11 protein-coding genes, 1 tRNA gene, 1 other RNA gene and 1 pseudogene are annotated in these 14,449 nt (G+C 57.5%); 3 read left to right on the top strand and 11 right to left on the bottom strand.

The window, feature by feature from the left end:
* Positions 1-214: 214 nt before the first annotated feature.
* The 10 genes and pseudogenes from BQ4436_RS11400 to ffs form a co-directional block, all read right to left on the bottom strand.
* Positions 215-1,204 (bottom strand): DDE-type integrase/transposase/recombinase, encoded by a 990-nt coding sequence (locus BQ4436_RS11400; RefSeq protein WP_083329361.1) that lies wholly within the window; start codon positions 1,202-1,204, stop codon positions 215-217.
* Between the two features lie 29 nt (positions 1,205-1,233).
* Entirely contained in the window at positions 1,234-2,106 is an 873-nt protein-coding gene (locus tag BQ4436_RS12350) for a hypothetical protein (RefSeq protein ID WP_255366072.1), read from the bottom strand.
* 105 nt (positions 2,107-2,211) lie between these two features.
* Positions 2,212-4,132: pseudogene (gene tet(W) / locus BQ4436_RS12345) on the bottom strand (tetracycline resistance ribosomal protection protein Tet(W)).
* Positions 4,133-4,748: 616 nt separating this feature from the next.
* Positions 4,749-5,027 carry a hypothetical protein gene (locus BQ4436_RS00550; protein WP_005391230.1) on the bottom strand — a complete coding sequence of 93 codons (279 nt, stop codon included), beginning with the start codon at positions 5,025-5,027 and terminating at the stop codon, positions 4,749-4,751.
* An 81-nt stretch (positions 5,028-5,108) separates the two neighbouring features.
* Complete coding sequence (gene recR / locus BQ4436_RS00545) at positions 5,109-5,735, bottom strand: recombination mediator RecR (protein WP_070363279.1); 627 nt, start codon at positions 5,733-5,735, stop codon at positions 5,109-5,111.
* Positions 5,736-5,793: 58 nt separating this feature from the next.
* A complete protein-coding gene (locus tag BQ4436_RS00540; protein WP_070363280.1) occupies positions 5,794-6,171 on the bottom strand; it encodes a YbaB/EbfC family nucleoid-associated protein in 378 nt (125 codons plus the stop codon).
* 73 nt (positions 6,172-6,244) lie between these two features.
* Positions 6,245-8,239, bottom strand: a complete 1,995-nt coding sequence (locus BQ4436_RS00535) for a DNA polymerase III subunit gamma and tau (protein ID WP_070975147.1) — start codon at positions 8,237-8,239, stop codon at positions 6,245-6,247.
* Positions 8,240-8,257: 18 nt separating this feature from the next.
* Positions 8,258-8,830 (bottom strand): hypothetical protein, encoded by a 573-nt coding sequence (locus BQ4436_RS00530; protein ID WP_143000741.1) that lies wholly within the window; start codon positions 8,828-8,830, stop codon positions 8,258-8,260.
* Positions 8,791-10,077 (bottom strand): aspartate aminotransferase type Ic, encoded by a 1,287-nt coding sequence (locus tag BQ4436_RS00525; protein WP_255366071.1) that lies wholly within the window; start codon positions 10,075-10,077, stop codon positions 8,791-8,793. The genes BQ4436_RS00530 and BQ4436_RS00525 overlap by 40 nt, the downstream gene beginning before the upstream one ends.
* A gap of 104 nt (positions 10,078-10,181) precedes the next feature.
* Positions 10,182-10,280: signal recognition particle sRNA small type (gene ffs, locus BQ4436_RS00520), an RNA gene on the bottom strand.
* Positions 10,281-10,394: 114 nt separating this feature from the next.
* Between ffs and BQ4436_RS00515 the strand changes: the two genes are divergently transcribed.
* Positions 10,395-10,480: transfer RNA gene (locus BQ4436_RS00515), tRNA-Ser, on the top strand.
* Positions 10,481-10,821: 341 nt separating this feature from the next.
* On the opposite strand, the gene BQ4436_RS00510 is transcribed toward BQ4436_RS00515, so the two are convergent.
* Complete coding sequence (locus BQ4436_RS00510; protein WP_083329360.1) at positions 10,822-12,033, bottom strand: IS1249 family transposase; 1,212 nt, start codon at positions 12,031-12,033, stop codon at positions 10,822-10,824.
* Between the two features lie 458 nt (positions 12,034-12,491).
* Between BQ4436_RS00510 and BQ4436_RS11810 the strand changes: the two genes are divergently transcribed.
* Positions 12,492-13,409, top strand: coding sequence for a hypothetical protein (locus BQ4436_RS11810; protein WP_143000740.1), 918 nt, complete (start codon positions 12,492-12,494; stop codon positions 13,407-13,409).
* A gap of 41 nt (positions 13,410-13,450) precedes the next feature.
* Entirely contained in the window at positions 13,451-14,425 is a 975-nt protein-coding gene (locus tag BQ4436_RS00500; RefSeq protein ID WP_070975143.1) for an IS3 family transposase, read from the top strand.
* Positions 14,426-14,449 lie beyond the last annotated feature (24 nt).

Here is a 14,449-nt window from a genome sequence, read left to right as displayed (position 1 = left end):
TTGCCGCTAGCGCTCTAGGAGCCAGTGCCAAAGGACGCAATTCGTTCCGAGGAACTCGGGAAAAGCCCAGGTCGCAAATAAGCGGTTGCGTCCTTTGGCACTCGGCCCGGTTGGGGTGACACCAAATTCCCTCATTGGATTTTCGCGACCTGGGGAAACGCCTCAGCGCCTGCTCGAACGCTCTGTGTCAAGTGGTTGTGGTCCGGAATCATGGTTAACAATGCATCATCAATGCACGCGGCATCGGCGCTGTCTTAGTTGTTGTGCGGATAATCGTGACTTTCTCAGGCAACCCAATCGGTGTTTTCGGTCGCGCGGTAATTACCCCATCAGCAAGGGCTTGCTCGACGGCACTTCGCCGGTTAGCCTCCATCTGTTGCCACGTGCCGTCTAGCACGCTTTGCGGTGTGTAGCCATTAATCCCACTGTGGGGCCGGTGGTTATACAACGTTGTAAACTCATCAACCCAGGCCGCCGCGTGCTTGATGCTGGCAAAAGCCCTCGGGTAGTAGGCCATACCTTTCATGGTGTGAAACAACGACTCCATATGCGGATTATCGTTGCTAATCGACTGCCTGCTGAAGGAGCGTTTGACCTGGTGGGCATCAAAAAGTCTGCCAAGGCTGCGACTGGTCATCGCTGCCCCGTTATCGGAGTGCACCGTGTCGACATCAGGGTGTGCGGCAAAGATTTCTTCAAACATATGTCGTGCCACGCGGGAATCTTCGTGGTGGGCAACGACTGCGCCGACAACAGCACGGGAATACAGATCGATTGCGGTATGGCAGGCGTAGTACTGGTTTGTGTACTTGCCTGGAAGGTAGGTGATATCCCAGCACAGCACTTGACCTGGCCGGTGTGCTTCAACATGTGGGGGCTGGTTGTTGCCGCGTGCACGCCGTGGGCGTGTTCTGCGTGTGCCGTGGCGTTGTGATAAGAGTTTGCCGTGTGCTTTGGCGACCCGGTAGAAGCTACGCAAGCTGGCGATATAGCACCCATTGTTCAATGCGTGGTAGAAGACATCATCCACACTCGAATACGGATTGGCATCCAACAAGGCCAAAATGTCGTTGACTTGCGCATCGGTTAAGCGTTTGATGTTGCGTTTGTGATGCGGGATCGGATCTTGCTTCTTCGGGCGGGGATTGTCCTGGTAATACCGTCTAGAGCGCGCCACGCCTAACACATTGCAGGCTTTCCTCATTGAGTGCCCGATACCAACGAGTGCTTCGATTAGCTCGTTTTCTTGTTGTAGGCCTGCCTCATAGCGTTGTGTTTGTTCGCCTGTGAGGATTTTCCCGCCGCGTTTGAGTCCCCGCCATGCTTCTTTGGCAGAGACGCTATAGCTTTTCCCAGTACATCACTGGTGTCCTTCCACAGCTTGTTTTCTTTGCGCAGCTTGGCGTTTTCTCGTTGTAGTGCGTTGTATTCCTTGCGGGTAATGGTGACCATGTCGTTGTTGGTGGTCTTGGGGGTGTTCAAGGGTTCTGCCTTTCTTGTGTGCGTGTAGTGGGCAATCGTGCCGTTTGCGACTTTCTCGATCCAGCCATGCATCGCTGACTGCAAGATACCGTGTTTATCCAGCAAGGCTTGTTTTGTCCCATGCGGGGCAGCCACATACTGGTGGACAAGTGAGATGATTGCTTCAGCGTCTAACACCACCGGTACAGGGGTAGTTGCCCCGGTATAGACTGCGGCGCGTTGTTGCTGGGTAAACGTGCCAAGATCAAACCGCTTCATCCACCGAATCACTCGTGATGCGTCCATGTCGTGACGGGCCAGCCAAACCTGCTTCGTCCCGTACGGTAGTTGGTGATAGATCCTGACCATCTGCTGTTTCTGAGTATCGCTATAGGTGACAATCCCGCGATCTTCAGTGTTGGGGATAAACACGACTGCCACAGCATCCGGCATGACCAACTCACTATCGGAAAGCGTGGCACCGGGTGCAAGGGTGACAGTCGGCAACGCCAGCACATCGCGTGCAGATGGCAGGCTTGCACGCCGACGTTTACGAGTTCTGCCGGGGTCGGGGTCGGTGTTGTAATCTGCCCAATCCTTCTCCGGTGGCTTGGGGATCAGCGGGGGAATATCGTGCGGGGACATGGGTGCGGACCTCCTTCAGGTTCTGGCCCACAACCAGCCTGCCACCTAGGGTTATCAATGATATTTCGCAATAGCCAGCAATGAACGCTTGCATTGCGCAAGACGTTACATTATCTTCTGAAACATATAGCGCACCTTGTCCAGGCGGCTGTTTGGACGGCGGGGCTGGATGACTGGCTTGCCGACAGCGGCCTGATACCCTTTCAGTTCTGTAAGGCATACGCTCTGCCCGTTGGTGTAAAAGGCCAGATCAGTACGGTATGCCTGTATACAGCGGGCGGGAATCTCGCCAGTAAAGACAACTTCATCCTTTTTTACCTGGACCGTTTCGATGGTGGCACAGTATTTCGGTGCATCATGATAAGCCCTGGAAAGATATTCCCGGGACACATAGAGGGTGAAGGAGAGATAAGGTTCCAGCAGTTGCGTCCCTGATTCCTTCAATGCCTGTTCCAATACAATCGGGGCCAATGAGCGGAAGTCCGCCGGCGTGCTGACCGGACTGTAATAAAGCCCGTATTCAAAGCAAATCTTACAGTCCGTTACGTTCCAGCCGAACAAGCCCTGCTCCAGCCCGTAACGGATACCATCCCTGACAGCGTTTTGAAAACTCTGGTTCAAGTATCCCAGCGAAACCCGGCTCTCGTATTGTACACCGGAGCCAAGCGGGAGTGGTGTAACAGACAGTCCGATGGATGCCCAAAACGGGTTGGGCGGCACCTCGATATGGATGGTGTGGCTGGCTGCTTTGAGCGGCCGCTCCATATAAATGACGGTGGGTTCCTTTACCACTGTTTCAAGCTTGTATTTTTCCGACAGCAAAGCGGAAACAACCTCCAACTGCACCCGGCCCAAAAAAGAAAGAATGATCTCATGGGTGATGGAATCCACCTCGCAGCGCAAAAGCGGGTCAGTATCCGCAAGTTGCGTAAGAGCGTCCAGCAGCCGTTCTCTTTGCGCTGCCGTTTTCGGCGCAATCGACGTCCGCAGCATGGGGAGGGGGTCCTCACGCCACCTTTTACGAGGGAGCCGGGTTGGGTCCCCTAATACATCGTTTAACCTCACGCTGTCGCTGGGAAGGATAACAATTTCACCCGGATAAGCGGTGTCTGTCCGAACAATTTCCCCTTTTGGATGGAATACGCATCTCTGTGATTTTCAGCTTTTCTCTCCCGGCCAGGGCCACCGTATCCCGCAGGCGCAGCGTTCCGCTGTATAGCCGTAGATAGACACGCCGCTGGCCGCAATCTGTATACTCCACCTTGAAAACGCTGCCGCATAGGGCGGCGCTCCCCTGTTCCCCAATCGGTTGGAACAGCCCTGTCACCGCATCCATCAACGGTTGAATGCCAAGGCCCTTTTTGGCGCTGCCATAATAGACCGGGAACAGGGAGGCGTCTTGAACCCGCCGCTGTTCCTCCCGCACAAGTTTTTCCCGGCTGATTGGTTCTCCTGCGATATACTTTTCCAATAATTTATCGTTATTTTCGATGACCGCATCCCATGCTTCTATGTCGGTATTTTCCTCCAGGACTATTTCCGGGGACAGCGACACCGTCTGCTTGATGATAATATCGGCGGAGAGCTTATCCCGAACAGACTGAACCACGCTCTGCAAATCAACGCCAGCCTGGTCGATCTTGTTGATAAAGATAACGGTGGGAATGTTCATTTTCCGCAGGGCATGGAACAGAATACGGGTCTGGGCCTGCACGCCATCTTTAGCGGAGATCACCAAGATGGCCCCATCTAAAACAGCCAAAGAGCGGTACACCTCCGCCAAAAAATCCATGTGGCCGGGCGTATCCACAATGTTGACTTTACATCTGTGCCACTGGAAGGAAGTGACTGCCGCTTGAATGGTAATCCCACGCTGCCGCTCCAAAAACATGGTGTCCGTCCTCGTTGTCCCTTTTTCGACGCTCCCCGGTTCTGAAATGGCTCCGCTGGCATATAGCAGGCTCTCCGTCAAGGTCGTCTTTCCAGCGTCTACATGGGCAAGAATTCCAATATTGATTATTTTCATGTGATTGTCCTCCCTTTACTGCCCCGAAGGGCATAAAAATCCCCAGCAGTAAAATACTTTTACCACTGGGGATGATAATTTGCGGACATACACATATACAGCATACACCTGTTTGTGAGTGCTGTTTTTGGGGATATGTCAAAATTGATAAGGCAAAAGTATTCTTAAATTGGGTACAAAAAACTAAGCCCCTACAAAAGGGACTATCATAATCCTTTGTTCCCACTATTTGATTATAGTTTTATTTAAGAATACCTTGCCGCATATTTTTTACTCCTTTTCTGGAATTGAATTATTATATCACATCAGTTTTAGGAAAACAAGTATCTAAAAGAAATTTTTCTTCCCCTTATATGTAACAATCATACCGGCTTCCTAACGTTCAGAATGGTTTCTACTGTCTGCTGCGGTGTTTGGTTGGAATTGTCCAGCCAAAAGCCGATCCGTGGTGTTGTCTGCATTTTACTAAATACAAATTCAATGTATACAGAAAGAAATATATAAGGAGTGGGAGGGATTCCGCCGTAGTCGGCATTGTAGGAAAATCCAAAAGTTTAGATTTTCTCAAAATGCTTATCTTTTGGTCTTTGGTTCGGAATAGTGTAGTGCTGGCGGTCTATCTATTGTTTTCGGTTGCTTGCTTCTTTACCGTACATGAGCATTCAGTGTTGGGGATAAACACGACTGCCGCAGCATCCGGCATGACCAACTCACTATCGGAAAGCGTGGCACCGGGTGCAAGGGTGACAGTCGGCAACGCCAGCACATCGCGTGCAGAAAGCATGCTTGCACGCCGACGTTTACGAGTCCTGCCGGGGTCGGGGTTGGTGTTGTAATCGGCCCAATCCTTCTCTGGTGGCTTGGGGATCAGCGGGGGAATATCGTGTGGGGACATGGGTGCGGACCTCCTTCGGGTTCTGGCCCACAACCAGCCTGCCACCTAGGGTCAGTGAGGGAATTTGGTGCACAGCACCTCCTACAACGTGAGCCGCCCGGAGAGCGCGCGGGAGAGGGTGAGCTCGTCGACGAACTCGAGGTCGCCGCCGAGCGGCATGCCGGAGGCCAGGCGGGAGACGGTCAGATCTGGGAAGTCCTTGAGCAGGCGGGCCAGGTAGGAGGCGGTGGCTTCGCCTTCGGTGTCGGGGTCGGTGGCGAGGATGACTTCGGTGATTTGGGGGGCGTCGTCGCCGTCGAGGTCGGGAAGGACGCCGCCGATGCGCTTCAGCAGGGGCGTGACGGCGAGGTCCTTGGGGCCCACGTTCGCAAGTGGGTCCAGTGCCCCACCGAGCACGTGGTAGCGGCCGTTGAACTCACCGGTCCGCTCGATGACCTGGATATCTTTGGCGTCTTCGACGACGCAGATGAGGTCTTTTTTGCGGCCGGAGTCGGCGCAGATGCGGCAGACCGCTTCGCGGGAGACGTTGTTGCAGATGCGGCAGAACGTCACGCCGTCGCGGACGCCGGCGAGGGCGGCGCGGAGTCGGTCGATATCTTCGGGCTCGGTTTGGAGGAGGTGGAAGGCGATCCGTTGCGCAGACTTGGGTCCGACGCCGGGGAGGCGCGAGAGCTCGTCGATAAGGTCTTGGAGCGGTCCTTCGAACATGGGGGTCCTTTACAACACAAAACGCCTGGCGAAGTGCCAGGCGTTCAAGCGGGTGGGTTTAGATGATGCCGCCGAACGGAATCTCACCAGGTGCAGGCTGCTGACCACCAGGAGCCTCCTGTGGCATTGCGCCGCCGGTCAGTGGGCCGATCTTCTCCTGTGCCAGCTCGCCGGCCTTGTTGTGGGCGTCGCGGTATGCGGCGAGGATGAGGTCCTGCAGCGTCTCGACGTCGTCGGCGTCAACAGCCTCCGGCTTGATCTGCAGGTCGGTGATCTCTGCGCCACCGGTCATGACGACGGTGACCAGGCCGCCGCCAGCGGTGCCGGTGACGGTGGTGCTGAGCAGCTCCTGCTGTGCCTGCTGCAGCGCCTGCTGCACCTCGGCTGCCTGGCGGATGAGTTCCTGCATGTCCTGAGGCATATTTGGCTGGGTCATGGTGTGTAACACCCTTTCGTGTCAGTGATTTTGTCTAATTTGCTCACCAGTGTACCCGGTGATTCCTGAATGCTTACAAGGGCTTAGCTCCAAGTTCGCTGGCAAGCAGGTCCATGGCAACTTCGGTGGCGTCACGACGGTCGAAGGTCGCCGACTCGGCCTCGGCCTGGTCGACCATGTCGCGCTCTTCATCCTCTTGGCTGTAGGGCTCGGGCGGCGGCGGAGGCGGCTCCCATCCGGCGTCTTCGTGGAATGGTTCGGGCGGCGGTGGGACTTCCTCGCGCTCGCGGCGCTCCTGTTGCGCGCTGCGCTGCCCGGCGGCCTTCGCTATCGCCCGCCAGTCAGTGGGCTGCTGTGCTGTGGGTTTTGGGGTTGCTTCACTTTTCGACGCCCCCTTCGCCCCTTTCGTGCCCACCACGCAACGCACGGCAACCTTGGTGCCAAGCGCTTCGGAGAACACCGCGACGATGTCCGCGTTGTTGTTGTCGGCGTTGAGGCGCTCCGCGAGGGCACCCGTGTTGTGTCCGATGAGCAGTGTGGGCTGGCCGTCTTCGTTGTCGAGGGAGAGCGGTTTGGCTTCGGCAAGCATGATTTCGGCGACCTGGTTGCGCTTGCCCACAGCTTGGCGCAGCTTCATCCAGTCACGCTGCACGCGTTCGAGGAGGTCTTCCGCAGGTGCTGGCTCTGGCTTCGGTGCCGGGGTTGGTTCCGGCTTCGGCGGCGTTGCGGGTTCCGCGGGTGGCTGCGGCACTGGCTTGGGCTCAGGCTTCGCTGCAGGCTCGGGCTTGGGCTCAGACTTTGGCGCGCTCTGCGCCTTTCGGCGCTCCGCGATCCTGGCCGCAGCAGCCGCAGCGGCCGCGGCTCCCCCACCCTGCGAAGGAGCCTGCGACGGGGCCGACTGGGCAGGCTGGGCCGCCTGCACAGGGGCAGCAGGCGCCGGTGCAGCTGCGGTAGCCGAGGAGACCGGCGGGCGGTCGCCCATCGTGAGCAGGTGCGCCATCATCACTTCCAACAACAGGCGCGGGGACGTCGCGCCGCGGAGGTCACCGATCCGGTCGTTCACCTCGGTCGCGAGCGCGGCCAGCGTCGACGGATGGAACTGTTGCGCTTCGGCGCGGAGTATTTCGGCGCGGTCGACGGGGGCGTCGACAAGCCCTTCGCCGAAGGCATCCGGCACGGTGACGATGAGCAGCAGGTCACGCAGCCGGTCCAGCAGGTCGAGGGCGAAACGGCGCGGCTCGTGGCCGGACTCGATCACCTTGTCGATGGTGTGGAACATCGCCGCGGCGTCCTTGGTGGCGAGGGCGTCGATGGCGGCGTCGAGAAGCGTGAGGTCCGTGACCCCGAGCAGCGGCAGCGCCATCTCGTAGGTCAGGCCGTCCGGGCCGGCGCCCGCCAACAGCTGATCCAACACCGACAGCGTGTCGCGCGGCGAACCGCCGCCAGCGCGGATGACCAGCGGGTACACGTTCTCGTCGACGTACGCACCCTCCTCCGCAACGATGTTTTCCAACAGGTGGCGCATCGCCTGCGGCGTGAGCAGGCGGAACGGGTAGTTGTGGGTACGCGAGCGGATCGTGCCGAGGATCTTCTCCGGCTCGGTCGTCGCAAAGATGAAGATGAGGTGCTCTGGCGGCTCCTCCACAATCTTGAGCAGGGCGTTGTTGCCGGAGGGTGAAATCATGTGCGCCTCGTCGATGATGAAGACGCGGTAGCGGGACTCCGCAGGCGCGAACATGGCGCGTTCGCGCAGCTCACGCATATCGTCGACACCGCCGTGGGAGGCAGCGTCGAGCTCCATCACGTCCAGGTTCCCGGTGCCACCAGGCGCCAGCGACACGCAGGACGCGCACTTGCCACACGGAGTGGATGTCGGCCCCTCAACGCAGTTCAACGAGCGCGCCAGAATGCGCGCAGAGGACGTCTTGCCGCACCCCCGCGGCCCAGAAAACAGGTACGCATGGCTGATGCGCCCGTTGTCGAGAGCGTTCGATAACGGCACAGTCACCTGGTCTTGCCCAACCAGCTCACCAAACGTTGCAGGACGATATTTCCGGTACAGAGCCACGGCGCCAAGTGTAGACGATCAGCCCTCTTCCCGGCGCCAATCTTTCACATCCACGCCACGCCTGCGCAGACGCCGCTCCAGCACCGGATAGCCCTGCTCGGAGGCGATCCCGAACTCCTCATCCGTCAGCGCAATCAGCTCCAGAAGCAGCGTAATCCGGCCCGGCTCTCGCACCATCGGGGTGCCTTGCGCGAACACCTCCGGCTCCCGCAGCAGCCCATGCCGCACGGTGCCCGGCGCGTCCACCAGCAGCCCCTCGAGCAGCACGCCAGGCTGCCCCGGCACTCCAAGGCGCTCAAGCTCGCGGGTCGCGTCCACGACGGTCTCGGCAAGCACCTGCTTCTCGACGTCCCCCACCGCCATCACCTCACACACCACTTTGGTGGCGTCATCGTCAGCCAGCACCAGGCCCAAATCGGTGCCGCTGAACCCGGCGGTGACCGCCACGTTCGAACCGTCCAGTTCAGCGGTGGCGACGGCGCGGGCGTCGACAAGCGAAAGCTGCATCCCCGGAAACACCGAGGCCAGCCAGGCGGCGAGGTCGTCGCCCGTCATGCCCCGAGATTCTCCACCGCCGCGAGCAACACGCACGTGGCCACGCCGTCCATCGCCCGCGTGACATCCTCCAGTGGCGGCATCGACGGCGCTAGGCGAATATTGCGGTCGTTCGGGTCCTCCCCCTTCGGGAACGCCGAGCCCGCCTTCGTCAGGCTGATGCCGGCCTGCTTCGCCAACTCCCACACGCGAGTCGCGGTCCCGTCCATCACGTCCAGGGAGATGAAGTAGCCGCCCCTCGGCTCCGACCAGGTCGCCACGCCCGTGCCCCCGAGCCGGTTCTCCAGCACCTCAAGCACAGCCTCAAACTTCGGCGCCAGCGACTCAGCATGCTTCCGCATCACCTCACGCACACCATTCGCGTCCTTGAAGTACATCGCGTGCGCCAACTGGTTCACCTTGTTCGGACCGATGCCTCGCACATTCGCGATCGACTCATACCACTCCAAGTTCTCCTGCGAGGAGGCAAAGAACGCCACGCCCGAGCCCGCGTGCGTAATTTTCGACGTCGACGACATGTACCAGAACCGGTTCGGGTTACCCGCCTTCGCCGACAGCGCAAGCACGTCCGCGTTCACCGGGAAGGTATCCGTCAGCGTGTGTACCGCGTACGCGTTGTCCCACACAATGCGGAAGTCCGGCGCGGCCGTCTCCATCGCCGCCAGGCGCTCGATAGTCGCCTGCGAGTACACCGCGCCCGTCGGGTTAGAAAACACCGGCACGCACCACATGCCCTTCACGGCAGGGTCCTTCACCAGTTCCTCCACGACGTCCATGTCGGGACCGTCCTCAAGCAGCGGGACAGTGATCATTTCGAAGCCGAAGCGCTCCGTAATCGTGAAGTGGCGGTCATAGCCGGGCACTGGGCACAGCCACTTAATCGCGTGCTCGCGCTGCTCATCCGCCCACGGCCGCGGCGAATCATTCGTCCCAAACGTGTACGCCCAGGACACCAGGTCAAACATAATATTTAGCGACGACGAGTCTCCCGCCACCAACAGCTTCGGGTCAATACCGAGCGCCTCGGCCCACAACTCACGCAACTGCAAAATGCCCGTCAGGCCGCCGTAATTACGCACGTCCACACCCGACGCATCACGGTGATTCCCCACACCCGGCAGTGCCAACAGATCGTCCGCCAAGTCCAACTGGCGCGCCGAGGGCTTCCCCCTCGTGAGATCCAACGCCATGTTGGTCTCCTCCAGCTGCTTGTACTGCTCACGCAACTCAGCAGCCAGGCTTGCAAGCTGCTCAGCATCTAGTTCTTTCAACGGGGTGTTCAATGTCTTGGTGTCCTATTCGAGTACGTCGGCGTATCTACTAACGACCCATCATCGTACTAGCGACACCCCACCCCGCGCGACGGTTTTTCCCCAGTTTTACCCCATAAAAAAGGGGACCTCACGCACCTGCCAGCGCCCGCTTACCCTTGCTGCGTTCCCGCCCTGGGGGAGTTCACGAGATGAGCACCGCGTGAGATCCTGCAGAACACTCTAGCCTGAAGCTTTAGGCGTTGCAAAACATTGACTGCGCAGGCGTTTTGTCGGAACCTGGGGGGATGGGTTAAAGTAGTCCCTCGACGCATGATGTGTCGCAACTAGGAGGATTCGACTAGCGGCCTATGTCACACGCCTGGAACGCGTGCGGGTTTCACGACCCTCGTGGGTTCAAATCCCACATCCTCCGCGCTTTTTGACAGCGCATCCGGTTGAAGTTTTCGCCGGGTGCGCTGTTTTTGTATTTGCATTGGGCTTGCTGTGCACCACATTCCCTGTTTTTCGGAGTGGTGCCCGAGCATTTCCCCAGGTCGCGCTCGCTTCGTGAGGGAATCTGGCTTAAGGGACATTTTGTGTGTTTTTACGGCGTGTCGCGATAAGGGACATTTTGTGTGTGTTTAGCTGCGTCCAGCCCACCCTTTTCTCACGCCTAAGCTGGGGTTCCACTGATGATCAATGCCGGTATCGAGGCTTAAGGGACATTTTGTGTGTTTTTACGGCGTGTCGCGATAAGGGACATTTTGTGTGTGTTTAGCTGCGTCCAGCCCACCCTTTTCTCACGCCTAAGCTGGGGTTCCACTGACCATCAATGCCGGTATCGAATTCTTTCGGCCGCCCATCCAGGTGACCGCGGCGTTGTAATTCTTCTCTGGCCCACGCAGCTCGTGCGGCCTTCTCGCCGACGCGTCCGAAGTCTTGGTGCCGGGCAAGCTCAAGAGGCGGTACCGGGTCTTGCGTGTGCATGTATAGCCACCAGTCCATGGTGATGCGTTGATGTTCATCGAACATGCCACGGTGCTGGCCAGCTTTGTCTTTGAGCTGCTTGTTTATCCCGCCTTCTAACAGGTTCGTGGTGGCTTTTACATCTTGTGTCACGCCCTCTGGTGGGGCGAGGAAGACAAAGAGTTGGTCGTCTTGGATGAGCTTTTCAAACCTGCGTAGTGCACGGCGTGCATTGCGGTGGGTGTACCACCATTGTTGGGTGTCGTTGACCCATGTTGGTACTTGACCTTGGGGGATATCACGGCGATAGGTGCGTTGTTTGAGCCAGTCGTCAAAGGTGATGCGGGTGGTGTGTACGGCTGCGATAAACCGTGCGGCATCGTCGGTATCAGCAACGTTGACGAGCATGTAGCCAAGCTTGCGGATTGCTTTATGTGCTGGGTGGATCGGGTTTTTACTGATATCGCTAAACGTGTTGCGTTGTACGTGGACTAGGCAGCGCTGGATGGCTACGTGGGGCCATTTACTCCGGATTGCTTTTAAGGCTCCTCCTGAGCCGTCAGTGGTGATGATTAGCGGTGGGGCGATCTTGTCGAGGAGTTTGAGGTACTCCGATGAGCTTTCCCGCAAACACCAGTGCCAGGCAATGACGTGTGTGTCCGTACATGCAACGAGCAGGCATTTCTTGTGGAAGTAGGTGCCGTCGATAAAGACTTGGTCGTAGACGCGATATGGGTCTGTCATGTTGGGCACGGTGATAAACCACAGCAGTTGAAACCATCTGGTTAAGGTGCGTCTGGTCACCTTGTGTCGTTGAGCGACGCGGTCTGCGGGTTCCCCGGAAAGGATCCAGTCGAGAAAGATTTTGAAGTGGCGTACATCGTTGGTGCGGGCGCGGGGGTTGATTGTGGATGCGTTGCAGTTCGGGCAGCGCCAGCGTTGTGTGCCTGCGGTTGTGGTTCCGTTTTTTATCAGTGTGTGGCCGCATAGTGGGCAAGACGGCCGGTTTGTGATTGCCATAGCAATTGGCCTTACCGCACCACGGTCGGAGCCTATACCACAGGTGTGGTGGTATTCGGTGTTGATTTCTCGAAACGGGCGAATGGAACTGTTTTGGAAACCATATCGGACTGTTGGCCGAGGTCATCACGGGAAACCGGATAGATTTATACACACAAAATGTCCCTTAAGCCGGGAATCTGGTGCACTACCCATCGCCCGAGTGCCAAAGGACGCAACCCACTTTTCACGACCTGGGCTTTTACCCCCTCCCCCAACAAGAACTGCGTCCTCTGGCACTCACACCACGCACGGAGACACCAAATTCCCCCACTGGCTGCCAGTGACCTTGACTTTTCCAATCCGTCCCGCGAAACCCAGGAATGTAGTGCGCGAGGAGGGTAGTTGCGCACCAAAATCCGGCATTTTCCCTTAGTGTCAGGATGGTTGTGAACGTCAATCCATAGGAGGTTTTGTTCATGACCGACCCACAGTTGCCTGAGTTGGTGCCGTCAGCGTTGACGTCACCACCGACCGTTGCAACCCCGGTAAGGACCCACGGGGGCAAGACTAAAACATCACGCGAGGAAGTCAAAGAGATCCTAGCAATGCCACCGCGTGTGCTGGCAGCGGGGCAAGTACTCGATGAAGACACGTTGGCCTCACTTCAAGCAGTAGCAGTCGTGTTCTCCCCGTACCGCACTACTGGCTCTGGCAGGTGGTTTCATCCAGCACAGCAGCGACAAATGATCACGATTTATAACCGGTTGCCGTACGGCACGAAAGGCCCATGGTGCACCCGACAGGCAATCCAGTCTTGCGATATCAAGCGCTGGGCCCGCGCATTACAGTTATCAAAGTCCACCACTGATGGTTTAGATGGTATTCAACGAGCCAAACGCAGCGTTGATGAAGCATATCGGGGAAGGTATTCACCTGACTACATCCGTGAGATGGTCATTGAATATCAGCTGGTGCCGTATGGCCAGAAAGAAGCGTGGTTGATTGAACATGGACTTGCTGACCACACCGTGCGACGCTGGACAGCAATGGTTGCCGATGGTGATCTCACCACGCGTACTACACCAAGGAGGATTGGAACGTTGACGATGGATGAGTGCGTTGAAATCCAGCAGTTACGCAAGGAAGTCTCCGCGTTGATGCAGCAAAAGCGCAAGCTCGAACTCGATGCGAAGCGTCGGGAGGAAGCTATGCAGCGTGCCCTGGATAAGGCAACAGAAAGAGCAGAGCGGGCTGAATTAGCCACTGATGTGTTGGGAAAAGCTTTAGCGACCATGCCAGGGCAACATGGCGTGGACTCAAACGTGGCGGAAGAGTCCTCACTCAAGACCAACAACGCCTCTACGACCAAGGACAACACGCAGAAGAAACACTGATTGACCAGTTAGTTGACTGTGGCTATTCGAAAACTCACGCAATGCGCATCATCGGAGTCTCACGCAGCCGCGTGTTCTATCAAACGAAGCCACGCCCACGTGTTGCCGATCCAATTGCCTACGACAAACGACGGATCAACCGACTGTCCGATACCACTGTCGAGCGCATCTTGGAATTGTTAGACGCCAATCCACATTCCGGGGTGGACCAGGTATTTTACGCCGCGTTAAACAACGGGATTTACCTGGCAAGCCTGCGCAGTTTCTACCGAGTTGCCAAAAAACATGGACGATTGCTCTACCAACGACACAACACCAAAGCCAAGCAAGCTCAACGCAAACGAAACGCCTCCCCGCCACATGTACGCGCCACAGCACCTGGCCAGGTACTGTGCTGGGACATTACCTTCTTGCCTGGACAATACGTCGGACAAAACTTTGCATGCCACACGGTCATTGACCTGTACTCCCGCGCAATCGTTGGCTGCGTCGTAGCAGAACGCGAAAACAGCCACGTAGCAGCAGCAATGTTTGACGACATCCTGACTCGTTTTCCCCACGTGAAAACCGTGCACTCTGATAACGGCAGTGCGATGACAAGCAAACGCCTCGGCAAACTCTTCGCCAAACACGGTGTGGCCCGCTCATTTAACCGGCCTCACACCAGCAACGACAATCCGCATACCGAGTCGGTATTCCACACCATGAAAGGCAGGACCTACTACCCGAAAACGTTTGCCACACTCGGCCACGCCAAAAACTGGCTCAACGAATGGGTGCCGGTCTATAACGCCACTCCCCACAGTGGAATCAACTACTACCCACCACAAGCAATCCTCGACGGCACCTGGGACAAACTGCAACACCAACGCGAGGAGGGGATGCGAAACGCGCTACGCGAAGGCATCATCACTCAACTTCCGAACACCGCAGCTGGCACAGGCATTCCGGCAGAAGTCAGCATCATCCGCACCACTACCCAAACCGCCCCGCCCCCACAACCCATCACGATCTAACACCCAACCATGTTCACAACCACT

Source organism: Corynebacterium sp. MC3, from assembly GCF_900099485.1.
Classification (GTDB): domain Bacteria; phylum Actinomycetota; class Actinomycetes; order Mycobacteriales; family Mycobacteriaceae; genus Corynebacterium; species Corynebacterium pseudogenitalium.
Note: the sequence above shows the minus strand (reverse complement) of the source record. Positions and strands in the feature narration are given on the sequence as shown.

Excerpts from the sequence above, each read along its gene's own strand:
- BQ4436_RS11400 (WP_083329361.1), bottom strand. The coding sequence starts at position 1,204 with ATGAGGAAAGCCTGCAATGTGTTAGGCGTGGCGCGCTCTAGACGGTAT.
- BQ4436_RS12350 (WP_255366072.1), bottom strand. The coding sequence starts at position 2,106 with ATGTCCCCGCACGATATTCCCCCGCTGATCCCCAAGCCACCGGAGAAG.
- BQ4436_RS00550 (WP_005391230.1), bottom strand. The coding sequence starts at position 5,027 with ATGTCCCCACACGATATTCCCCCGCTGATCCCCAAGCCACCAGAGAAG.
- recR (WP_070363279.1), bottom strand. The coding sequence starts at position 5,735 with ATGTTCGAAGGACCGCTCCAAGACCTTATCGACGAGCTCTCGCGCCTC.
- BQ4436_RS00540 (WP_070363280.1), bottom strand. The coding sequence starts at position 6,171 with ATGACCCAGCCAAATATGCCTCAGGACATGCAGGAACTCATCCGCCAG.
- BQ4436_RS00510 (WP_083329360.1), bottom strand. The coding sequence starts at position 12,033 with ATGGCAATCACAAACCGGCCGTCTTGCCCACTATGCGGCCACACACTG.
- BQ4436_RS11810 (WP_143000740.1), top strand. The coding sequence starts at position 12,492 with ATGACCGACCCACAGTTGCCTGAGTTGGTGCCGTCAGCGTTGACGTCA.
- BQ4436_RS00500 (WP_070975143.1), top strand. The coding sequence starts at position 13,451 with ATGCGCATCATCGGAGTCTCACGCAGCCGCGTGTTCTATCAAACGAAG.